17 protein-coding genes and 1 tRNA gene are annotated in these 22017 nt (G+C 43.4%); 8 read left to right on the plus strand and 10 right to left on the minus strand.

Features of this window, described 5'->3' with window-relative positions; translation table 11 throughout:
- Positions 1 to 14 precede the first annotated feature (14 nt).
- Positions 15 to 2177: a xanthine dehydrogenase family protein molybdopterin-binding subunit gene (locus FHS68_RS20075; RefSeq protein WP_167274016.1), complete on the plus strand. Its 2163-nt coding sequence runs from the start codon at positions 15 to 17 to the stop codon at positions 2175 to 2177.
- A gap of 27 nt (positions 2178 to 2204) precedes the next feature.
- Entirely contained in the window at positions 2205 to 2708 is a 504-nt protein-coding gene (locus FHS68_RS20080) for a YdeI/OmpD-associated family protein (RefSeq protein WP_208408372.1), read from the plus strand.
- 75 nt (positions 2709 to 2783) lie between these two features.
- On the opposite strand, the gene FHS68_RS20085 is transcribed toward FHS68_RS20080, so the two are convergent.
- From FHS68_RS20085 to FHS68_RS20095, 3 genes are all read right to left on the minus strand, one after another.
- Positions 2784 to 4328 (minus strand): phosphatase PAP2 family protein, encoded by a 1545-nt coding sequence (locus FHS68_RS20085; protein WP_167274019.1) that lies wholly within the window; start codon positions 4326 to 4328, stop codon positions 2784 to 2786.
- Positions 4329 to 4362: 34 nt separating this feature from the next.
- Positions 4363 to 5289 carry a transporter family protein gene (locus tag FHS68_RS20090; RefSeq protein WP_167274022.1) on the minus strand — a complete coding sequence of 309 codons (927 nt, stop codon included), beginning with the start codon at positions 5287 to 5289 and terminating at the stop codon, positions 4363 to 4365.
- Between the two features lie 147 nt (positions 5290 to 5436).
- Complete coding sequence (locus FHS68_RS20095) at positions 5437 to 5988, minus strand: hypothetical protein (protein ID WP_229211983.1); 552 nt, start codon at positions 5986 to 5988, stop codon at positions 5437 to 5439.
- 157 nt (positions 5989 to 6145) lie between these two features.
- On the opposite strand from FHS68_RS20095, the gene FHS68_RS20100 reads away from it, so the two are divergent.
- Positions 6146 to 6664 (plus strand): DinB family protein, encoded by a 519-nt coding sequence (locus tag FHS68_RS20100; protein ID WP_167274024.1) that lies wholly within the window; start codon positions 6146 to 6148, stop codon positions 6662 to 6664.
- 1 nt (position 6665) lies between these two features.
- Here the strand turns inward: FHS68_RS20100 and FHS68_RS20105 are convergent, their stop codons facing one another.
- Positions 6666 to 8675 (minus strand): thioredoxin domain-containing protein, encoded by a 2010-nt coding sequence (locus FHS68_RS20105; RefSeq protein ID WP_167274026.1) that lies wholly within the window; start codon positions 8673 to 8675, stop codon positions 6666 to 6668.
- Between the two features lie 15 nt (positions 8676 to 8690).
- A complete protein-coding gene (locus FHS68_RS20110; RefSeq protein ID WP_167274029.1) occupies positions 8691 to 10322 on the minus strand; it encodes a T9SS type A sorting domain-containing protein in 1632 nt (543 codons plus the stop codon).
- Between the two features lie 95 nt (positions 10323 to 10417).
- On the opposite strand from FHS68_RS20110, the gene FHS68_RS20115 reads away from it, so the two are divergent.
- From FHS68_RS20115 to FHS68_RS20125, 3 genes are all read left to right on the plus strand, one after another.
- Positions 10418 to 10876, plus strand: a complete 459-nt coding sequence (locus FHS68_RS20115) for a hypothetical protein (RefSeq protein ID WP_167274032.1) — start codon at positions 10418 to 10420, stop codon at positions 10874 to 10876.
- Between the two features lie 82 nt (positions 10877 to 10958).
- Positions 10959 to 12272 (plus strand): MFS transporter, encoded by a 1314-nt coding sequence (locus tag FHS68_RS20120; protein ID WP_167274034.1) that lies wholly within the window; start codon positions 10959 to 10961, stop codon positions 12270 to 12272.
- Between the two features lie 44 nt (positions 12273 to 12316).
- Positions 12317 to 12394: transfer RNA gene (locus FHS68_RS20125), tRNA-Val, on the plus strand.
- 74 nt (positions 12395 to 12468) lie between these two features.
- Here FHS68_RS20125 and infB read toward each other — a convergent pair.
- The 3 genes from infB to rimP form a co-directional block, all read right to left on the minus strand.
- Positions 12469 to 15534 carry a translation initiation factor IF-2 gene (infB, locus tag FHS68_RS20130; RefSeq protein WP_167274037.1) on the minus strand — a complete coding sequence of 1022 codons (3066 nt, stop codon included), beginning with the start codon at positions 15532 to 15534 and terminating at the stop codon, positions 12469 to 12471.
- A gap of 71 nt (positions 15535 to 15605) precedes the next feature.
- Positions 15606 to 16847, minus strand: a complete 1242-nt coding sequence (gene nusA, locus FHS68_RS20135) for a transcription termination factor NusA (protein WP_167274039.1) — start codon at positions 16845 to 16847, stop codon at positions 15606 to 15608.
- A gap of 86 nt (positions 16848 to 16933) precedes the next feature.
- Entirely contained in the window at positions 16934 to 17416 is a 483-nt protein-coding gene (gene rimP / locus FHS68_RS20140) for a ribosome maturation factor RimP (RefSeq protein ID WP_167274042.1), read from the minus strand.
- Between the two features lie 170 nt (positions 17417 to 17586).
- On the opposite strand from rimP, the gene FHS68_RS20145 reads away from it, so the two are divergent.
- Complete coding sequence (locus FHS68_RS20145) at positions 17587 to 18684, plus strand: endonuclease/exonuclease/phosphatase family protein (protein ID WP_167274045.1); 1098 nt, start codon at positions 17587 to 17589, stop codon at positions 18682 to 18684.
- A 22-nt stretch (positions 18685 to 18706) separates the two neighbouring features.
- Here FHS68_RS20145 and FHS68_RS20150 read toward each other — a convergent pair whose 3' ends face one another.
- Positions 18707 to 19057, minus strand: coding sequence for a DUF4907 domain-containing protein (locus tag FHS68_RS20150; protein WP_310588611.1), 351 nt, complete (start codon positions 19055 to 19057; stop codon positions 18707 to 18709).
- Positions 19054 to 20091 (minus strand): Kelch repeat-containing protein, encoded by a 1038-nt coding sequence (locus FHS68_RS20155; RefSeq protein ID WP_167274047.1) that lies wholly within the window; start codon positions 20089 to 20091, stop codon positions 19054 to 19056. The genes FHS68_RS20150 and FHS68_RS20155 overlap by 4 nt, the downstream gene beginning before the upstream one ends.
- Positions 20092 to 20643: 552 nt before the next feature.
- Between FHS68_RS20155 and FHS68_RS20160 the strand changes: the two genes are divergently transcribed.
- Positions 20644 to 21969 (plus strand): DUF4270 family protein, encoded by a 1326-nt coding sequence (locus tag FHS68_RS20160; protein WP_229211984.1) that lies wholly within the window; start codon positions 20644 to 20646, stop codon positions 21967 to 21969.
- Positions 21970 to 22017 lie beyond the last annotated feature (48 nt).

The raw sequence follows: 22017 nt of genomic DNA on the forward strand, positions 1-22017 counted from the left end.
TAGCTACAAAGACATTGGAAAATATACATGGCTCACGCCGGGATTTCATGAAAGTAGCTGGTTTAACTTCGGTCGGGCTGGCACTGGGAATCTCGGGATTTGCAAAAGACGCTTCCGTAAAAAAGATCGCAACTGCGGTTTTGAGATTGGAAATTAATCCCTTCATCATTATTGCCACCGATGGAAGTATAACCCTGGTAAACCCGCGTCCGGATATGGGACAGGGATCTACCCAGGCGGTTCCGTCGTTATTGGCAGAGGAGTTAGGAGTGGAACTCGAAAAGATCCTGATCATCCAAAGTGATGGACAAGGTAAATATGGGAGCCAGACATCAGGAGGCAGCAGTTCCGTAAGAGAATTATGGATGCCGATTAGAAAAGCCGGAGCAGCAGCCAGAGAAATGCTTACAACGACTGCCGCTAAAAGATGGGAGGTCCAGGCATCGGAATGTGTTGCGGAAGACGGAAAAATCCTGCACAAGGCCAGCGGAAGAAGTCTGACATTCGGAGAACTCGCGGAGGATGCCTCAAAATTGGAGATACCCAAAGAACCAAAGTTAAAATCTCCGAAGGATTTTAAGATCATTGGAAAATTTAATAAAAGACTCGATGTTCCGGACCGCGTGACTGGCAAGGCTGTTTACGGAATTGATGTGGATATTCCTGGAATGGTTTATGCGAGTATTCTGCACTCGCCCGGAATTCACGGAAAAGTACTCTCAATTGATGATGCTGAGACTAAAAAAGTTAAGGGTGTTTTGAAGGTCATGAAAACAGAGCGGACGATGCCGCACCGTACGTCGGATGCTGTGGCAGTAATTGCTACTGACTGGTGGGCGGCTTTGAAAGGTAAAAAGGCATTGAATGTAAAATGGGATAATGCGCAGTATGACCAAACTGTTAATACCGCCAAATATTTTGAAGCGACTTACGAAGCCGCTAAAAAGGACGGGATCAATTTTGAAGAGAAAGGCGACTTTTCGTCCAAGTACATTGCTTCGAAGGAAAAAATTGAGGCAAATTATGAAACCCCATTTCTAGCGCATGCACCCATTGAGCCTGAAAACGCAATCGTGCATGTAAAAGATGACGGGTCGGTAGAAATCTGGGCACCCGTACAAGGACCGGACTGGGCGTTGAGGGACGTTTGTGGTTATTTGAAATTGAAGCCTGAGCAGGTAAAGATCAACGTGACCTTATTAGGAGGGGCATTTGGACGCAAGGCTTACCACGATTTTCTCCTGGAAGCTTGTCACATTTCCAAGGAGCTCAAAAAACCGGTTAAAGTGATCTGGACACGGGAAGATGATATTACCCAAGGACCTTACCGCCCAGGAATGCTCAGCCATATGCAAGGTTTTGTGGAAAACGGAAAGATCACCGGATATCATCACCACGCCATCGGCGAATCGATAGCCGGTCAAGTGTTTAAACAATTGAATGAAAACGAAGCGGATCCTTGGCTAAGTGGGGAATTGGCGACTGAAAATAACAAATATCAATTCAGCGCCGCCTCCAAAGTGAGTTGGACTCATGTGAAAACGGACATTCCAGTGGTTTGGTGGAGGTCGGTTTATGCTTCTAATTTTGGCTGGGGACAGGAATGTTTCATAGATGAGCTAGCCCATCTTGCTAAGAAAGATCCATTAAAAGCAAGATTGGCAATTCTTTCGGACGATCGATTTAAAAAAGTGTTGGAAACGCTGGCCGAAAAAGCGAATTGGGAAGAGAAGCTACCTGAAGGTACTGGCAAAGGATTAGCTGTTTTCAGTTCGTTTGGCAGCATTTCTGCCTGTTGTATTACTGTTTCAAAAAAAGATAAGGGAATTAAAATCGATAAAGTGGTTTCCGTGCTGGACTGTGGTTACTATGTTAACCCCGACAATGTCAAAGCCCAGACTGAAGGGAACATTGTGATGGGAATTACCGCCGCGATCAAAGACGGGATTACATTCACCAATGGCGTTTGCGATCAGACTAATTTCCATCAGTACAATGTGCTAAGGTTAAAAGAAACGCCTGTCATGGAAATTTACATCATTGATAGCGGATCTAATCCTGGCGGGGTAGGTGAGCCTGGCTTACCTCCGGTTGCACCTGCATTAGGCAATGCTGTTTTCGCTGCAACAGGAATGAGAATTCGAAAACTACCCTTTGATATTAATAACATTGCCTGAAATGGCGCCTGCCGTAAATGGCCTAGAATGAAAAAAGTAGTGGGCAAACCCTTGGTCGACAAAAAATATCAGCTGGAAAAAATACAGGCCAAAGGCGGATGGACATATGTGGTGATTGCCGAAATTCCATTGGATAAAAAAGGACCTTTTGGCCAGGTCAAAGTGAAAGGTAAAATTGATGACTTTGAAATCAGTAACTACCATTTGATGCCGATGGGCAACGGACATTTATTTTTACCGGTGAGGGCCGAAATAAGGAAGAAAATTAGGAAGCAAGCAGGGGATTGGGTTCATATCATTTTGTTCGTTGACAACTCCCTACTGGAAATTCCGCAGGAATTAATTGATTGTTTACAAGACGAACCGGTCGCCTATCAAAACTTCATGAAGTTGCAGGAAGGCGCAAAAAAGGAATTCCGGGATTGGGTGTATGCTGCCAGGCGAGAGGAAACGAAAGTCGAGCGAATCGCGAAAATGATCGACTTATTATTAAAAGGACAAAGATTAACCAATACTAAGCCAATTAAATAACACACTAAAAATGAAAAACGCTTCGCAGCTTGCTTGCGAGGCGTTTTTCATTTTTTTATGCTTTCTTTCTATTGTCTATTGTGCCCCGTCCGTCTTAGCTCTTTGGACAGCAAATTCGCCTATCTTGTGACCACTGGACAAGCCAGCCTCACAATCAAAACGATAATGGATTAGGCCGTAAATACGAGAAACCGAAGCTTCCGCAGCCATTGCATCCAACTTCTGTTTTTCAGAAGGAAAAATAAATGCCAGCAATTCAGCGGCTGCCCCGGAAAAAGTCGAATGTCCGGATGGATAAGAAGGGAAATTAGGCAATCCAACAGAAGTTTTCACCCTCTTGCTTACCTGATTTGGGCGCGGGTAGTAAAAATAATATTTCGTATCCCAGCAGCCGATCCCGGCATCCTGTAATGTTGTTCCCAGTAACGCCAGTGTGCGGGCAGTTCTTACTTCACTAAAATTATTCTCGTGGCACAAATTAGCACCTCTCTTATGCCAGTGGCCCGGAGGCGTATAGCTACCAACACCATCCGACCAGAAACTAGCGATTTTTGCCTGTTCACGCGTCTGGTTTTTGGCAATTTCCAATAACTCGTCCATGTTTTTCTTAAATTCCGCACTTCCCATAGTTGGAGGCGGTACCGGACGGAGTGTCGGAACAGTCTCTTTACTGAAATTCCAGGGAGTAACCAAACCATAAGTCGGAAGCATTGGCGGACGGGGCGGGAATTCCTGACTTTCCCAAGGTACCGTCGTACCAATTGTCTTTGCATTCGCAATCATCTCGGCTGTTTTTGCCTGGTTATTGGCAGTGCTCATTCCGTCGGTTTTCGCACGTGCCATCACCTTCGCACCAACTGCTTTCCCAAGTTCCGCACCGGCGATAATGTCACTTTCAACATTCATCCCGGCCCAAAGACGGCTGTTTTTATGTTGTGCAAGCTTTTCTTCCAGATAAGGAACTTCGCCAGGAAACATTGCTTTTAGAACTAAAAAGGAAGCTTCTGCCACTACCGCGTCTTCGGATGGATAAGATGGAAGGTCCGTTACAGGCAGCAGCGACTTCAATGATTCGTCCAGCTTCGAAGGCGCTTTTCTGTTGTATTTAAATTTATAATTCCAGGCACTTACCAATGCATCATATTGCGCTACACTCAGATAAGCCAGCGCACGGGCCGCATATGGTGGGTTAGCAAAAGGGAACTTAGGATCAGCCAATGGATTTGCAGCATCCGGCAGTGGGTACTTTCCATCCGGCTTGGATGCAGGCGGGCTGTTGTAACGTGCAGCCAACTCACGCGCGATTTCATTCCATCTAAAAACGGCCCCGGCTGCCCAGTAATTAACCTGCTCCTTTTGTATCGGCGTAACAGCGTCAACAATATCTTTTAATTTCTTGAGTTCCGTCGTGTAATAAGGCGATGTCGTAGCCTGTGGTTTGGGAACAACCACTTCACTGGAAGATGTTAATACATACGGTTTCCAGGTACCTGCATTTTCATCCAGGCTGGACGGATTATTCATTCCGGCAGTTGGTTCATCAATGGTTTTAGTACAAGAAGTGACCAGTCCAACCACTAATGTAAGAGTGGATAAGATGAACCTGATGTGATTCTTCATATTTATATTTTTAATAATGAAATGTGTCATGTAATTATTTTTTTTCGGCTTTCGCAAAACGGAACTGGTATAGTATGCCAGCTGAATAGGCAGTGCTTTTGCCCATATTCGTTCCATCTACAACATAAACTGCCCGAGCGTTAAGTCCGAAATTTTTAGGTTGATACTTGGCATAGAATCCAACAGACGTTGTTTTCATATTATTGGTGGGAAATGGCATATCATTTCTACGGATAAAATCTCCACCATCGCAGGCACCATATTCCACATATCCCTCTGCCTGAAGACCACTTTTTAAATAACCCAGGCGGGCGGCCGCATCATATGCATTTGGGACGGAGACTCTATTGGTGTTATAAAGTTTACCATCTGACTGGTACGAATCCCGGTCAATGTTAATCTTGCTTCTGAAAATGTAACTTCCTGATGCTGTGAGGTAAACACCGCTTTTGTGACGGTAGCTCGCCAGCAATCTTGCAGTCGCGGTTTTGCATTGCAATCCGATTGACATTGGTAAAAAGTCGGGAATGTAATCGCCAACCGGGATCGATGCGCCGACAATTGCATTCAAGGAAAGGCCGGATTTGTTGATGAAACGGTACTTAATCCAGCCTGAAGCATCCTGAAAACCTTTTTGCCATCTCAGGTTACCTGCACTGGTTTGTGTCCAGATGTATGGGACAGCGGCGATGATATTCAGGTTTTTGGTGATGCCTACAGCCAGCATTGGCATCACATTCTGGGTGGTATGCGTACCAATATTAAGGTTTTCCCGCAGCAATGAATTTTCCCAATATTTATCCCAGGAACTATTCGTATAGGACACTGCGACACAAGCTATGTTCTTCGCCATATAGATGGCATCATTCGGCATTTGGGCGAAAGCCGCGGACAAGGAACCGATCAGGATGAAAACCAAAATGATCAGATTTTGCTTGCATTTTTGTAAAGTATAGAGCATATACAATGTTTTGAAAAATTGAAAATCAGAGATACTGGGCTGTGTAAAAGCTCAAATGATAGTTACTGTAATCCTGGTTTGAACAAAAACCAAAATCAGCTTACTCAAAAGAATTGAATCGGTTACAGCCGGTTTGAAAAAAATAAATCAGGCACGCTCAGGTGGAGGAGTTCCAAGTAACGCCTTAAAAGATAGATATCTTACATCAGACGGAAAGCCGGTTTTGGTAATTGGATCCGGAATAAACACCGAATCTGTGAGCTGAAAAGAAATGCTTTCGGAGACATAGTCAGTAGCCAGATTGCTCAACTGCTTCAATATTTTTCCAAAAGGGCTTTTGGGAAGATCGGTCTGAGAAGCATCCACGGCTTGCATGGCGTTGGCCAATTCAAAAAAATGATCGCGGGCGGGCTGATTGGCTTTTAGTGTAACGTAAAGTGTATCGTTCTGATGAAGGACCTCGGTAGGATTGTAAAATTGATCATCATGACGAACCAAACCCTTTATATGCTGAGAAACTTCCAGATCGCCAGAGTAGGGTAGAGAAGGGAGGTACATTTTAATTTGCTTCCAGTTGTCATGCCCATTGGAAACAGAAGCCGATTGAAAGTCTCTTTCAAAGAAGAGGATAGCAAAACTTAGCCCAAACGTGTTGTAGAGCAATAAAACCAACAAACCTATGGGTACTATGTTTTTCAATGCATTAAAGGATTTCTAATCAAATGTAATCATATTAGTTCAAAATTTGAAACATCTTATAGGATTTCATGGGCAAAGTTTTGAACAAAACGTTTGTGGTTTTAGCCTTTTTTAACACTTGAATTACTTTTATCAGCGCAAAAAAATACCAATTTTTATGAAGAAGTCCGATATCAATCCAATGCCTCCTTTTTTCGACCGCTATATTAATCTGGTGGAAGATCTGGATATTTTTGAAGCTTTCAATCAATATTCGCCCGAGACAGTGTACGGTGATCTGGCGAAGTTAAAGGAGCTTGGCAATAAGATTTACGCCGAGGACAAGTGGACCGTGAAGGATATTTTGCAGCATGTGATAGACAATGAGCGGATTATGTCTTACCGGGCTCTGCGGTTTTCAAGAAACGATCAGACAACATTGCCAGGGTACGACGAACAAGTATTTGGCGCAAATACCATGGCTGATCAAAGAACGATTGACGATTTGATGGAAGAATTTAAAACGGTAAGGTTGGCCACGATCGCATTGTTCCGTAACATGGATGAGACCATGATCGTGCGTTTAGGGATTGCATATCAAACACAAATATCGCCGTTGGCATTGGGATTTGTGATTTTGGGTCATCCTGTTCACCACATGAATGTGATTCGAGAGAGGTATTATTCATTGCTTTAAACTACCGGAGTTGTGCCAACGCCTCTTCCACTTTATTAACCGGAAGCAGGCAAGTTCTGTCATAACAGATGTATATGGCAGTTTTTCCATTGATATCCGTTTTGTCTAGGAGCAATGGAAGATCAGACGAAGTGGCAGTGCCCATTACTATTTTATTGGGGATGAAAAAGCGGTCAAAATCTTTGCGAATGGCATCCGCGTCTTCTCCTACTATCGCAATTTCAACGGTAGGAACCGCTCGCAGGCAATATAATGCGGCCCAGTTTGTCACCCATTGAACTTCTCCCAATATTAATTTGCTCATTTTGGAAAGCATTTTATCCGCTATTTTGCCGTAATCTTCCCTATCCAGCATTGTGCCAAGCAGGTAAAGATTCTCGGCCATGATGGAATTGGATCCTGGGATAACATTGTCGAAAAGCTCTTTCTTTCTAGCAATCAGCGCTTCGGCGTGCATATCGGTGAAATTGAAAAAACCCTCAGACTGATCATAAAAACTGGTTATGGTGTAATCGGCCAGTAATTGAGCATTTTTTATCCAAAATTCATCGAAAGTGATTTGGTAAAGTGCAAGGTATCCCTGGATAATGGCAGCGTAATCTTCAAGAAATCCTGTTATTGTTGCAACTCCGTTTTTATAGCTATGTAATAATTTACCATCCATGGTCATTCCATCAGAAATAAAGCGACCCGTTGCAATCGCCAGATCGCGGATGGATTCGTCACCGAGGGAACGGTAGCAATCACATAATCCTTTGATCATAAGCCCGTTCCAAGAAGCAAGAATTTTGTCGTCCAAGCCTGGACGGATTCTTTCAGTTCTTTTTTGAGCCAGTTTGTCCAATGCATGCTGATAGCGCTCCGAAAATTCCTCAGCCATGACGCCTTGGCTTCCTGCTACACTTTCTACAAAGTCGGTGAGATGCAGATGATTGTATCCATCCTCCCAATTCCCTTTTTTCGAAATACGGTAGATTTTGGAAAACCATTCGAAATCCTCGGCCAAAGTTTCCTTTAATTCCTGCTCGGTCCATATGTAAAATTTGCCTTCAACTCCTTCGCTGTCAGCGTCAAGCGCAGAATAAAATCCATTGTCTGTACTTAGCATTTCCTGCCGCAGCCAGTTGATTGTCTTTTTTATTCTGTCGGCATAAAGTGGGTTTTTGCTTAATGCGTAGGCTTCAGCATAAGTGCTCAGCAGCTGCGCATTATCATATAACATTTTTTCAAAATGCGGGATAAACCATTCATCATCAACCGAGTACCGCGCCCAGCCGCCTCCAACATGGTCGTAGATCCCGCCCAATGCAATTCGGTTTAACGACAGTTCAAGATGCGCTAACGCTTCCGGATTCTGGCTAATGTCGTAGTAGCGGAGCAGAAATTTATAAATAGATGGCATCGGAAATTTGGGCGCCCTGTCCATTCCTCCTTTTTGTGTATCGAAATTTTGTTGCAGCGATTCAAACATCAAATCTAAATCTGCCAAGTTGTATTCGCTTGCAGACTCTGTGAGACCAAATTTTGCACTTTCAGAAATAACCATATTCTGAACGAACCCCTCAGCGGAGTTGGCCAGCTCGTCGTAATGATTCTGATAGGCGTTGTTAATGCTTGTCAATAATTGAACCCAGTTTTGAGCAGGCAAATAGGTTACGCCGTAAAAAGGTTTTGAATCGGGAAGCAGAAAAACATTCAGAGGCCAACCTCCACGTACACCCATGGCCTGTACCGCATCCATATAAACAGCGTCGACATCCGGCCTTTCCTCACGATCGACCTTAATACATACGAAAAAATCGTTCATTACCGCAGCAATTGGTTCTTTTTCGAAGCATTCACGCTCCATTACATGGCACCAGTGGCACGCAGAATAGCCAATGCTTACTAAAATAGGTTTGTTTTCGTCTTTCGCTTTTTGAAGGGCTTCATCTCCCCAGGGATACCAGTCCACAGGATTATGGGCGTGCTGAAGTAAATATGGGCTTGTTTGCTGGCTAAGACGGTTCATAAAAAGTGGGATATATTATTGAACAACCACCACTTTTTTGACGATTGTCTTTGATTTGCTTGTGAACCTGACAAAATATATACCAGAAGGCATACCAGGAAGCGCGACAGTTTCCTTATACTCGCTAGAAATAGATTTGAAGTTTTTTTCAAAAACCGATTGTCCTTTGGTATTCAGGATGGAAAGGGCAATATCTGAAATTCCATTTGCGGTCGTTAGAACAACATTCATATCTGTCCTGAGCAGGTAGGGGTAAACATATGCATCCGACAAAATGGGCTGAGTCGAAGCGACTACATCGTTTAAATCGAATTTGCATAGGAAGATTTCTTTGCCTTTTAATGAGATGCTCTTTGACCAATTTTGATGGGACACAACAATATCGGTTGTCTGATTATCAGCAGCATAAGGGTTTTGCGCTGCAATTAAAATATCATTTCCTTTTACAACACCCCTCCAAACCGGCGTTTGCTTTTCCATTAGGTCCCGCGCGGACTCGGGAATGACCAGTTGGTAAACGCCTTCGAACATATCTTTAAATAACGAAAGTCTGTAAAGGCCTTTGATAAAATATTCATATGGAGCGTAGTTTTCCTGGCGGTCGCTCGGGAGGAACGGATTCTCCCATAACCACAACCCCTTTGCCCCGGAAAAGAACGGGAAAATTGCCGTTGCCTCAGCCATGAATGGCGTAATAAGCGGCGTTTTAGGATCATAACTATCATGCACGCGCATCCAGACAAATGGAATGACGGGCTTGTCGCTCCAAGCAATATTTGACTCGATATTAAAAAGTAAATAAGACAAATAGTCCTTGCCAATCGGATGATCGTAGCCGTAATAGTAATAAGGTGAAGGGGATAGGAAGTCCAGCGAATTGTAGTAACTGCCTCCGACTTTGCCTGCATTATCCTGCGTCAGATAATGCGTACGGGCAAGGTTTGTCGTCCAGTCCTGCCAGCTGTTAGAGGTGATATTGAGCCAGGTATTGCGGATAGGGACATCGCTGTAACTCGTAATTGTGCCCTTAAAACCTTTGGCTCTGAGCCTGTTAATGGCCTCGGTATACCACCACCTGATATCCCGTTTGTAGGCGATCAAAAAGTCAGCATTGGATAAGTTGCGATAGCTTTGGGGAATCTGATTATTGCTTTTAAGTGCGAGAATGTCCCGATCTTCGCGTTGCATGCGCTCAATGTCCAGGCAAATGATGTCGGTTTCGAAAATTGTTGATGCATAATTGTCCCAAAAGCTGCGATAAGCAGCGGTATCATTTCCCCACGGACTGCGTAACACATTATCAGCCCAGGGCTGATTTCCGCTGGAAGTAGCCACGCCATACCAGAGAACTGCCCTTTGCCTTGCACTTATGGAACTGGGCTCGGGTCCGCTAAATGCGGAAATATGGCTGAAACCGTGTTTCAACGGCAGAGATTGCGTGTCACCGAACCTCGGGCCGCTGTAAATGATTTTAAAAGGAAGAGAAAATTCGGGAAATTTATTCCATTCAATGGAGTTGTTAACAGTGACCGGATTTAGCACATAACCGGGCTGACAATCCTGTGCAAAAATGTTGGAATATAAACCGCAGGATAAAGTTATCGCTCTGTATAATACTTTAAAATAGATCTTAGTATAGTGGATCATAAGATTTGATCAGACAAATTCGTTAATTTGCAGTGTGTGTAATTTTCACTTTTCCGTGAACCAAAAAATGCCTTGAAATATAAAATGTCTCGAATATGAAACGATTACTGCTATTTACCCCACTTTTTTTTGCAATAGTGCTATCAGGTTGCGACAAAGACAAAGATAAGAACGAAACTCCCACGCTGACAGAAAAGGATAAAATACTGATTAACTATCCCTGGCGTATGTCGACTGTTACAGACCTGGCGGGCAAAGACATTCCTTTGAATCAGTTGAATATGCAAACGCAGGCCATTAAGGAAGTAATGGACATTCAATTCCTGCAAAACAATGTGACTAAGGCGATCGATCAGAATTCGAAACAGGTAATCAATGGAGGTACCTGGTATCTCACCAATGAAAATAAAACATTGGACATTAAAATATCTGGGTTTTCTGGTGAATTTGGTGTTGAGGAGCTAACTAACAGTAAGCTAAGATTGAAGAGTAAAATGCCAGTGAGTGGTGTAGAACAGGAAACAATCATGGTTTTTGCACCGGTGATCAAGTAATTGTAATTGTTAAGATATATTGTTTTGGAAAAGCGGCGGATAGAATCTGTCGCTTTTCTTATTTTGTAGGAAATTTGAATGAATGGAAAAGAATAATCGCACCATCGTGAATGCGTGGTGCATGTACGACTGGGCCAATTCAGTACATGCTCTGGTCATTATATCCAGCATATTTCCGGTTTATTTCAGTGCCACCGCGCTGGGCGCCTCAGGAACTCCGGACACTAATTTTTTCGGATTGCAAATCAAAAGCTCGGTGCTTTTTTCCTATACCGTATCTGTCTCTTTTTTAATCACGGCTTCACTGGTTCCCCTATGCACGGCGATTGCGGATTTCACAGGAAAGAAGAAACGGTTTATGCAATTCTTTTGCTATACAGGAGCGATCAGCTGCATGCTCCTATACTTTTTCACAAAGGATACCTTAATTCCATCTGTATTCTTATTTGGTTTGAGCCTGATAGGGTGGAGTGGAAGTATTGTATTCTATGATTCATACTTACCAGAGATCGCAACAGAAGATAAGTTTGACGCCTACAGCGCCCGGGGCTTTTCTCTGGGTTACTTGGGCAGTGTTTTGCTTCTTTTGTTCAATCTCAGTATGATACTGGCTCCTCAGTTTTATGGAATTACGGAAAAATCCGTCCCTGCGAGAATCTCTTTCCTGACTGTTGGCTTGTGGTGGATACTTTTTGCGCAGATCCCGTTCCACTATCTACCAGCTGGTAAAAAGAAAGAAAAGAGGGATGGAAATTGGTTATTTAATGGATTTCTAGAACTAAAAAAAGTGTACGGCCGATTGAAGGAACAGCCTTACCTGGCCAAGTTTCTCAGCGCTTTTTTTATCTACACGATGGGTCTGCGTACCGTTATGTATGTGGCTACAATCTTTGGAGCGACAGAATTGAAGCTGCCCTCGCAAAGCCTCATCATCACCGTTTTGCTTATACAACTGGTCGGCATTGCTGGGTCATACATATTTGCTTGGTTATCAGGTCAAATTGGTAATATTTATGCATTAATGATCGGCGTAGCCATCTGGATTGGAATTTGTGCGGGAGCCTATCACACAACGGAGGCAAGGGAATTTGATATAATCGCCTGTACGGTAGGAATGGTGATGGGAGGCATTCAGTCACTGTCCCGGTCTACCTACGCCAAGCTGATCCCCGAAAACGTTACGGATACCGCGTCTTATTTTAGTTTTTATGATGTGACCGAAAAGCTGGCAATTGTTTTGGGAACATTCATCTACGGAGCAGTCGAACAAATGACCGGCAGCATGCGCAATAGCATTCTCGCTCTGCTGGTAATCTTTATTATTGGCCTGCTTTTACTCTATCGCATTCCTTCCAGAAAGGTTTACCATCTGAAATTGGATCATAGAGAAAATTAGCCTAATATCGTGATCCCGGATATTTCCTAATAAAAAGTCTTCGAAGGATGTTAGCTCAGCTGGTTCAGAGCGCCGCCTTGACAGGGCGGAGGTCAGCGGTTCGAACCCGCTACGTCCTACCAATTAATTTGTCGACCTTAAACAAAAGTGACCCGCATCCAATAGATACGGGTCACTTTTTTAATATAAAGTTTTATTAAAGCGTTCTCTTCACTTCACGGAATTCAAAGCTTTCAATGATATCACCTACTTCTATATCGTTGTAGTTTTTAACACTTAAGCCGCATTCATAACCGTTTTTAACTTCCTGAACATCGTCTTTGTAACGTTTCAGGGAATCTATCTCGCCTGTGTAAAGCACGATACCATCGCGTACCACGCGGATTTTATTGTTCCGTTTTACAAATCCGTCCGTAACATAGCAACCTGCAATGGTTCCGATACGGCTGATTTTGAACACTTCGCGGATTTCAATATTTCCGGTAATGATTTCTTCAATCGTCGGGGCAAGCATACCGGTCATGGCGTCTTTGATTTCGTCAATTGCTTGGTAGATAACCGAGTAATGTCTGATCTCAATTTGATCCTGCTCGGCCATTTTCTTCGCATTTGAAGATGGACGTACCTGAAACCCTACAATAATGGCATCAGACGCAATGGCAAGGTTAACATCCGATTCGGAAATTTGCCCCACCGCTTTGTGAATGATGTTGACCTGAACTTCCGAAGTCGAAAGCTGCAATAACGAGTCAGAAAGTGCCTCGACAGATCCATCCACGTCTCCTTTTACAATGAGGTTCAGCTCACGGAAACTACCGATTGCCTTACGACGGCCAATTTCTTCCAGCGTAATATGTTTGCGGGTCCGAATGGATTGCTCTCTCTGGATTTGCTCCCTTTTGGTCGCAATGTCACGTGCATCTCGTTCATTTTCGAAAACATTGAAGCGGTCACCAGCTTGCGGAGCCCCGTTTAAGCCTAATAACTGAACCGGCATGGAAGGACCGGCTGTTTTCAACTTTTTGCCAAGGTAATCAGTCATTGCTTTTACCTTGCCAAAGTGCGCTCCTGCCAATACAACATCGCCTAATTTTAATGTTCCGGTCTGAACCAGGATAGTTGTTACATATCCACGCCCTTTGTCCAGAGAAGCTTCTACAACAGTTCCTATCGCACGACGTTCCGGATTGGCCTTTAATTCAAGTAGTTCAGCTTCCAGCAAAACTTTTTCCAACAATTCGTCAATACCCATTCCAGATTTTGATGAAATTTCCTGCGTCTGGTATTTACCTCCCCATTCTTCAACCAGAAGGTTCATGTTGGCAAGCTCCTCACGGATTTTTTCGGTGTTAGCTCCCGCTTTATCTACTTTACTGAATGCAAATACAATCGGTACATTGGCAACCTGCGCGTGATTGATCGCTTCACGTGTTTGAGGCATGACGCTGTCGTCAGCTGCAATCACAATGATAACAACATCCGTAACCTTCGCTCCACGAGCACGCATCGCTGTAAAAGCCTCGTGACCAGGAGTATCCAGGAACGTTACCTGCTTACCCGTTTTTGTTTTTACACTATAAGCGCCAATGTGCTGGGTGATCCCACCCGCCTCGCCACTTGCAACATTTTCCTGACGGATATAATCAAGAAGTGACGTTTTACCATGGTCAACGTGACCCATGATGGTAACTATCGGAGCCCTTTCTTTTAGGCTTTCTTCGTCATCAACTTCTTCCTGTACATCATTTTGAACTTCTTCCTCGGCCGAGATGAAGGCAACTTCGAAGCCGAATTCATCGGCAATAAAAGTGATCGCCTCGGCATCCAAACGCTGATTAATGGATACGAACATACCCATGCTCATGCAAACCGAAATAACTTCCTGAACGGTGACATCCATCAAAGATGCCAGGTCGTTTGCAGATACGAATTCGGTTACGCGAAGTACTTTTGTTTCCTCGTCTCCAAGTCCATTAGGATCATTTTGATCGGCGCGGTCGCGGCGTCGGTTTCCTTTTCCGCGTGCCATATTTTTGGTGTTACCACCACCCATACGGGCCATTGTTGCCCGTATATTATCAGAGACTTCTTTGTCAGATACTTCTTCCCTTTTACCGCCTCTGCGATTACTGCCTGGGCTTGCCGGACGGTTGTTAGGGCCGGTTTTAGCAGCACCCGGAGTTCCCGTGCCAGTAGCAGGTGTAGTTGTGGTGCCACCAGGAGTGGTAGGCCTGTTTCCAGTTCTGTTACCCGCAGGCGTTGTAGTTTCCCTTGGTTTGCCGGTGGCCGGGTCAATTTCAGGGGTTGTCGTTGTCGCAGGCCGTGCTTCTCCTGCAACCACTGATCCGTCGCGGATTCTTTTCCTTTTACGACGACGTTTTTTATCAGCCGAGGCATCACTGGATGCAACCGGATCTTTTTTCTTAATCTTATCCGACGGCAGCTCAATTTTACCTACGACCCGGAGACCGCGCAACTGCTCACCCTTCGCTTCTATCAATTCAGACTCACCAGCAGGGACCTCCTCTTCGGCAACTTCTTTTGCTTCCGTTACAGCAGCCGGTGTCTCAGTATTTATATCATTTAGTATTGCCGGAGCTTCAATTCTAGGTTCAGGCTGAGAAACTGGTTCTTGATTAACAGGTGTTTCAGCTTTTACTTCTACTGGTTCCGGTTTTGCAACAACTTCTACCGGAGCTTCTTTTTCTGGTTCTTTCTCTATCGTCGCCTCAACTGGAACTGGTTCAGGTTTTACTTCTTCCTTCACCTCAACCGGCGCAATGCTAGCTGGCTTTTCGACAACAGGTTCTTTTTTCGGCTCCTCTACCTGCGGTGTAATTGGTTGCGTTGGTGCAGGACGCCTGGCATCCAGATCAATTTTTCCGATGACTTTAATTCCGGGAAGCCGGTTTTCAAAAGCAGATTGCCCTGCCGATGCCATTTGTTCTTCAACGACCGGCTTTTCCTCAGGTTTTTGTGCGTTGCGGAAATAAAGGATTCCATCAACATCACTTTTGACTTTGTCTTCTTTAATCTCGACTGGAACCTCAACAGGGGCAGCGGGTCTATATGTAAGAGAAGATCTCAGATCATCAGATTTGAAGTCTTTTGCAAGAAATTCGATTTGGTCAGCATTAATCTTTGTATTCGGGTTACTCTCCACCTTATACCCTTTAGCAGACAGATGGTCCACGATCGTAGTAATTCCTACGTTCAGGATCCGTGCCACTTGGCTAAGGCGCATCATTTTATCTTCTGCCATATTAGCAATTAGTAGAAAAAAGTTTTGCATTGCTGGCAGGCTCGCCCAAATGGTAAACCTGCCAGATTTTTTTATTCAAATTCTTTTCGAAGAATTTCCATGACCTCGTCTACCGTTGCTTCTTCCAAATCGGTTCTTCTGACAAGCTCTTCTTTATTGAGTGCTAGTACGCTTTTCGCTGTATCTAAACCAATTTTGTGGAGTTCACTGATAATCCATTCATCAATTTCATCAGAGAATTCTGTAAGATCCACATCTTCGTCATTCTGCTCTTCAATATCCCTGAACACATCAATTTCCATTCCAACCAACTTACCAGCAAGCTTAATATTCTGCCCGCCTTTTCCGATGGCCAAAGAAACCTGATCTGGTTTTAGGAAAACGGAAACGCGTTTTGCTTCACGGTCAATTTGCATTGAACTTACTTTGGCAGGGCTCAGAGCCCGGCTGATTAACAGTTCAAGGTTATCTGTGTAATTAATAACATCGATATTTTCATTTCCAAGTTCGCGTACGATGGAGTGAATGCGGGAACCTTTCATCCCAACACAAGCTCCTACCGGATCAATTCTGTCGTCGTAAGATTCTACGGCCACTTTTGCACGTTCCCCTGGCTCACGAACAACACGTCTTACCGAAATAATTCCATCATATATCTCAGGAATTTCAACTTCAAAGAGCCTTTCCAGGAAAAGAGGGGAAGTTCTAGAAAGCGTTATTTTTGGTGAACCATTATTCATTTCAACTTTGTGGATGATAGATTTCACCGATTCCCCTTTGCGGAAACGATCTTTCGAAATCTGCTCGGTGCGTGGGAGGGAAAGTTCATTTCCTTCACTGTCAATAATAATCACCTCGTGTCTTAGAGTTTGATAAACCTCACCGGTTATCATTTCTCCAACCTGATCTTTATATTTTTCGAACATGATTTCTTTTTCCATGTCCTTAATTTTCTGGATCAGCGTCTGGCGTGCAGTCTGAACAAGTCTGCGGCCAAATTCCACGAGTTTCACTTCTTCCGCAACCTCTTCCCCAACTTCAAAGTCACCCTGAATTTTACGCGCCTCAGCCAATGGAATTTTATTATAGTCCCAGATGTCTTCGGAGTTATCGTCAACAATCTCCCGAGTGCGCCACATTTCAAGGTCGCCGCTCTCCGGGTTGATGATCACGTCAAAATTGTCGTCTGTACCGTATTTTTTGCGAATCATTGTCCGAAACACTTCTTCCAAAACACTGATCATAGTTGGACGATCGATGTTTTTAGAGCTTGCAAACTCCGCGAATGACTCAATTAATATTCCGCTATCCATTGCTTGTGTAAAGAATATTTGCTGATACTAAGTTATACATATTATATAATTGATTACAAACGGGTCAGGTAAATCCGTTTCGCAAACTATTTAAAAGAAATCTCGATCATTGCCTTTGCAATATCAGCCAATTCCACGGTGCGAATCAACGAACTATCTTCAACGGGAACTTTGGATTTCTTTTTTGGTAAAGGCAACTGAAGAGTTATTTGGCTATCGTTTGCATTCGTTAAAGTGCCTTGTAAAATCTCACCGTTTTTAAGAGTCAGCTTCAAATTCCTTCCCACATTCTTTTGATATTGACGGGGGAGAATGAGCGGCTGATCCAATCCTGGCGAAGATACTTCCAGCGTGTAAGCCTCGGTAATCAATTCCAATTCTTCAAGTTGCTTGGCAAGTCTTCTGCTGATAGATGTGCATTGCTGGATGGTAATCCCTTCATCACTATCAACAAGGATTGTTATTTTCTGACTTACTTTGGAAGGCTTCATGACAATGTCAATCAAAAAGCAATTGCCATCTTCAAGAAGCGGATTCAGTAAAACTTCTAAGTGTTCCTTTAATGTCATGTAAGGCCTACTGCAAATAAAAAAGGGGATTAAAGCCCCCTCAATCAATCAATCAATCTAGAATCGGATGCAAAGGTAAAACTATTTTATCACATGTACAAACCAGGAAAAGTCTTCCTGTTTGACTTCCATCACCTATTTTTAGGAAATAAAACGGATTTAGACAGTCGATGCAAGGATTAAAGAACTTTTTGTGGTTTTTATATAAATGTTTTGCTTTTTATACGGTGATCGTTTACGCGCTAATCCTTTGGATACCATCTGACGGCTGGTTGGCAGGTTTCATGATGATGTCTTTTCCTGCCGTGATCATTGTGCATATTTTGTCGGTACTGATCTGGTTTGTGATAGATAGAAAAAAGGCGCTTTTGCCGATCACGCTTCTCGCTCTTGGCGGTATATTCGCTTCAAGGACTTTCTCTATCAATAGAAAACCTAATACCAGTGCGACTGCTGACCATTCATTTTCTGTTTTGAGCTATAACACGCGTGTATTCATGAAGAATTCGGATCAGAGAGAGCCTACGGTAAAGGAAGATATTGCATCCATGAAGGTCTGGGTACGGGATTTAGGCGCGGACATTATTTGCATGCCTGAATATTATGAAGATGAAACCAGGCTTTTTAATATAAATGAAACATTGCGATCGGGAGGTTACAAATACAGTGTGAAGTATAGTGAGGAGATCAGGAAAGGCAGAAATTATTATACTGGGCTGGCTCTGTTCTCCAAATACCCGATCATTAATGCAAGAGATACCATTTTTCAGGCTCAGAACGGGCTTGTCCAGGCCGATATTGAAATAAAGAATGATACAGTCCGTATGATCGGGGTGCATTTGTACTCCATGACACTAAACCTGAGTAAGCTGGCCCATGAGAAAGAAATGGAAGGCATTAGGGCCGAGGGCAAAACCACTTTTAAAAGGATGAAAACCGGCTTCATGCAGCGTTCAAAACAATTGCAGGTGCTCGAATCGTGGATTGCCGAATCTCCCTATCCCGTTATAATCTGTGGGGATTTTAATGAGGTACCGTATGGGTATGTTTACGGGAGATTAAGAAAAAGCATGAGGAATGGTTTTGAAGAAAAAGGTGAAGGGTTTGGTTTCACATTCAACCATATCCCTTATTTTATCCGGATAGATCACCAGTTTTACAAATCGGATCAACTGAATATGCTCGACTTCAAGACGCTCAATCAAGTCAAGTATTCTGATCATTACCCGATTATGGGAATTTATCAAATTCAAAAAACCAACCAGTAAATCAGGATAGCCTGATTACCCACTATCTGATACCCAGACTGTCAAGTTCGTTGGCTGTGATGGTAGGGGGGAAGATGCCCTGATCCAGTTTTCTCTGCACAAGCTGGCCGGTCTTTCGAGCAAGCTCCTCAGTTGCGAAACCAGATTTTCCAGGAACTCCTGGAACGCTAGTCTGCTCAATCACTGCGGTCGTATCTTGATAAATGCGATATCCCCAGCCGGTTTCTTTTTTAAATGCTTCAACCCTGAACTGAGAAAGGCCTTCGTCGTTGCCGTTTGAAATTCCCGTCCTGCTAGGAAGGAAAAAATAAACCGCAACGGCGAAGGCCAATATGCAAATAATCAGGAGACTGATTTTGCTACTTTTAATCACTGATTGTCGTCATCATTAACAGGCGCAGCAGGATCAAATGCCCATAAGTCATCAAAACCGCCTGAACCGCTAGGACTTCCAGTGCCGAAATAACCTGTGTTACCAACCGTGAACCCTGCTGCAAATCCTCTCTGATCCGCAAAGGAAGACATCTCGGTCCAGGTATTTGTTCCGGGAACATATTCCCAAACATCAGATTTTCCTTCGCCACCAATGACGTATGCTTTTTCGTTAATAACCAGTGCCGTAGCAAACGCTCTTACCGGAAAATCTTCTTCTGCACTGTCATCCGTAAAGTCTATTCGTACCCATGCCCCAGTGCCGCTATTGCCAGCAGGATCAAAACTGTAAACATCTTTTGTAGAAATGCCAGAATTGCTTCTTCCGAATCCAACATATGCTTTTCCGCCAATCGTGAATGACAGGGCGCCACTACGCTTTCCGCCAATGAATGTGGCTATTGATGACCATTTATCCGTTGCAGCGTTGTATTCGTAGAAATCCTGGAAATAATTGCTTCCATTGTAACCCAATCCTACGTAAGCACGGTTGTTGGCAACAAACGAAGTAGCATATTGGCGTGTTCCCGGATAATCAGCAACCGCTTTCCATTTGTTTCCAGCAGGATCATATTGGTAAAAATCCTTTTTATAACCATTATCGACAGAAGTTGGACCTTCATATCCCGTTCCCACATAAGCTTTTCCATCAAGGACAAACGCTGTCGCGCCATTTCTGCCAGTTCCTGGAAACGGAGCTGCCTGCGTCCATATCTTTGTTTGTGCATTGTAAGCCCAAAAATCTTTGACACGCGCAACGGTCTCATTGGTATAGCCTGTGCCGATATATCCCACGTCACCAATAACAAAACTTACGGCACCCGTTCTTGCAGATCCGCCAAAGCTAGGTAGTCCCTGACGGTACCAGTTACCTGTTTTCTCCGCTTCCGGATCGTCTTTATTACAGCTTATTTGAACAAAAGTGGTAGAAGCAACTAGAATGGCTAATGAAACTTTTCTTAAAGTATTAAACATGAAAATTATGGTTTGACTAATTGTTACAGATGAATCCAGAGAAAATATTTTCAATTTTGGGTTGAGACCAGTAGTCAATAAACGCAAAGCGTTTTATTGAAAATTTTTGCAAACATAACATCTTGAACCTGCTAAGTAAAATTATAAGATGTTTTTTGTCCAAAACTTTAACCGGTCAGTTAGTTCTAACGCAAAATTAAAGGCAATGTTGCTTGTTTTTCGGAGTTGTAACCCCAAGTTGCTTTTAACCTTACTGACTTGAAATAGTGGCGGCTATTTTACGTTTCTCAAATGGTTTGCCACTTTTTTGTTGACCCCTGCGTATCCCATTGAAAGCCTCTGACAAGCTTTACGTCCACTCTTGAGAATCTGTTGCAAGCTACTTTCTGATTTCTATTTGTCTAATTGTTCCATTCCATGTTGTATTTAAGTACACATATGATAATTTTGCACTTTTTACTGTTATTGCTCTAAATGAAATTTTTCTCTTATTCCTCTAAAGGATTCTCAACAGCTTCTAAACTTCTGTTTATCATTTGGGTTTCGTTTTCAATGATGGCCTGTGAATGGGGCGATCAGATCAAATCGCTGGTCCAGCCCAATCCGGATGATTTTGCTGTTTTGTTTTCTGATACTGCAACCGTTCAGCTTTCAACCGTACTTACTGACTCATCCTTTACAGGCGCCCCTTCCAGATTGTTGGTGGGCAGATATATAGATCCCTATTTCGGTAAGATTCAGACGGCATCTTTTTTTCAGCCGACGACTCAAACAGCTATCACTGTTCCCGTAGCTGCTGAATATGATTCACTTGTACTCTCACTCACTTATGACAATTATACTTACGGGGACACCACCAAGCAATTAAACCTCTCCGTTCATAAGGTTTTAGCCGATATTCTCGATAAGGATGCATATTATAACACCAATTCCACGGCCTTTGAAGAAACTCCTTTGGGAAAAGTAAAAATAAATCCTACGCCGAGAACCACAAAAAGACTTATAATCAAGCTTTCGGATGTCTTGGGCAAGGATATCTTTGAAAGGGGAAAAACCAACCTCATCACATCCAATGAAGATTGGATTAATCTTGTCAAGGGGATTCTAATAAAAGGCGGTGCTTCGGACAATGGAGCGGTTATTGGTTTCAGATCCGACCTCGTATACCTGCAGCTTCACTACCGGATTCCCGATGTGGATGGCGTCAAAAAGGATTCCAGTGTATTCAGGTCTAGTGCTTCCTACAATCAAATTCTGGCTGATAGAAGTGGCACCATTGTTGCCAAATTGCCTGCGAATCAGAGAGTGGCTATACCTTCCGCTCAAACGGGCAATATGTCCTTTATCCAGGCTGGCCTAGGGATCATGACCCGTATAGATTTGCCGTCGGTAAGAAACCTGAGATTTACCAAGTACAGTGTGGCTAACCGGGCGTTTCTCAGGATCACGCCCAAGCAGTTTTCGGTGACGGACCAGTTAAAAGCACCGCCGCAAATTTACGTTTTCAGATGCAACAAGAATAATGAGTTTTATCTGGGTGGTGACGGTTTTCCACTTGCACTGACCAATCTTTCAACCCAACAGCCTGTTGCAATTTCAGCTAATTATACCGTTGACGTGATTAACAACAAGCAGTATTATCTGCTAGATCTAAGTTCCTATGTTACAGAATTACTTACGAGTGAAACAGGCGACGTTGGTGGATTACTATTGCGAACTTCGGCTTTCAATTCAGGCAGTAACAGGCCATCCACAACTTATCCTTCAGCAGATACTGAGTTTACCAACGGGCTTAACAGACTTGTGATTGGCGATCAGAAAAGTAGCGATCCAGGTGTAAAACTTGAACTATATTATACAACCGTCAAGGTTGAATAAATTGCTCACTAAGAATTAAAATGAAGGCTGTCCGAAATACGGGCAGTC

This window comes from Dyadobacter arcticus (genome assembly GCF_011762185.1).
Classification (GTDB): Bacteria; Bacteroidota; Bacteroidia; order Cytophagales; family Spirosomataceae; genus Dyadobacter; species Dyadobacter arcticus.

What these genes read in the sequence shown, in the direction of transcription:
- FHS68_RS20080 (WP_208408372.1), top strand. Translation starts at nt 2,205, where the DNA reads ATGAAAAAAGTAGTGGGCAAACCCTTGGTCGACAAAAAATATCAGCTG.
- FHS68_RS20110 (WP_167274029.1), bottom strand. Translation starts at nt 10,322, where the DNA reads ATGATCCACTATACTAAGATCTATTTTAAAGTATTATACAGAGCGATA.
- FHS68_RS20100 (WP_167274024.1), top strand. Translation starts at nt 6,146, where the DNA reads ATGAAGAAGTCCGATATCAATCCAATGCCTCCTTTTTTCGACCGCTAT.
- FHS68_RS20090 (WP_167274022.1), bottom strand. Translation starts at nt 5,289, where the DNA reads ATGCTCTATACTTTACAAAAATGCAAGCAAAATCTGATCATTTTGGTT.
- FHS68_RS20160 (WP_229211984.1), top strand. Translation starts at nt 20,644, where the DNA reads ATGATGGCCTGTGAATGGGGCGATCAGATCAAATCGCTGGTCCAGCCC.
- infB (WP_167274037.1), bottom strand. Translation starts at nt 15,534, where the DNA reads ATGGCAGAAGATAAAATGATGCGCCTTAGCCAAGTGGCACGGATCCTG.
- FHS68_RS20120 (WP_167274034.1), top strand. Translation starts at nt 10,959, where the DNA reads ATGGAAAAGAATAATCGCACCATCGTGAATGCGTGGTGCATGTACGAC.
- nusA (WP_167274039.1), bottom strand. Translation starts at nt 16,847, where the DNA reads ATGGATAGCGGAATATTAATTGAGTCATTCGCGGAGTTTGCAAGCTCT.
- FHS68_RS20085 (WP_167274019.1), bottom strand. Translation starts at nt 4,328, where the DNA reads ATGAAGAATCACATCAGGTTCATCTTATCCACTCTTACATTAGTGGTT.
- FHS68_RS20105 (WP_167274026.1), bottom strand. Translation starts at nt 8,675, where the DNA reads ATGAACCGTCTTAGCCAGCAAACAAGCCCATATTTACTTCAGCACGCC.
- rimP (WP_167274042.1), bottom strand. Translation starts at nt 17,416, where the DNA reads ATGACATTAAAGGAACACTTAGAAGTTTTACTGAATCCGCTTCTTGAA.
- FHS68_RS20115 (WP_167274032.1), top strand. Translation starts at nt 10,418, where the DNA reads ATGAAACGATTACTGCTATTTACCCCACTTTTTTTTGCAATAGTGCTA.
- FHS68_RS20145 (WP_167274045.1), top strand. Translation starts at nt 17,587, where the DNA reads ATGCAAGGATTAAAGAACTTTTTGTGGTTTTTATATAAATGTTTTGCT.
- FHS68_RS20155 (WP_167274047.1), bottom strand. Translation starts at nt 20,091, where the DNA reads ATGTTTAATACTTTAAGAAAAGTTTCATTAGCCATTCTAGTTGCTTCT.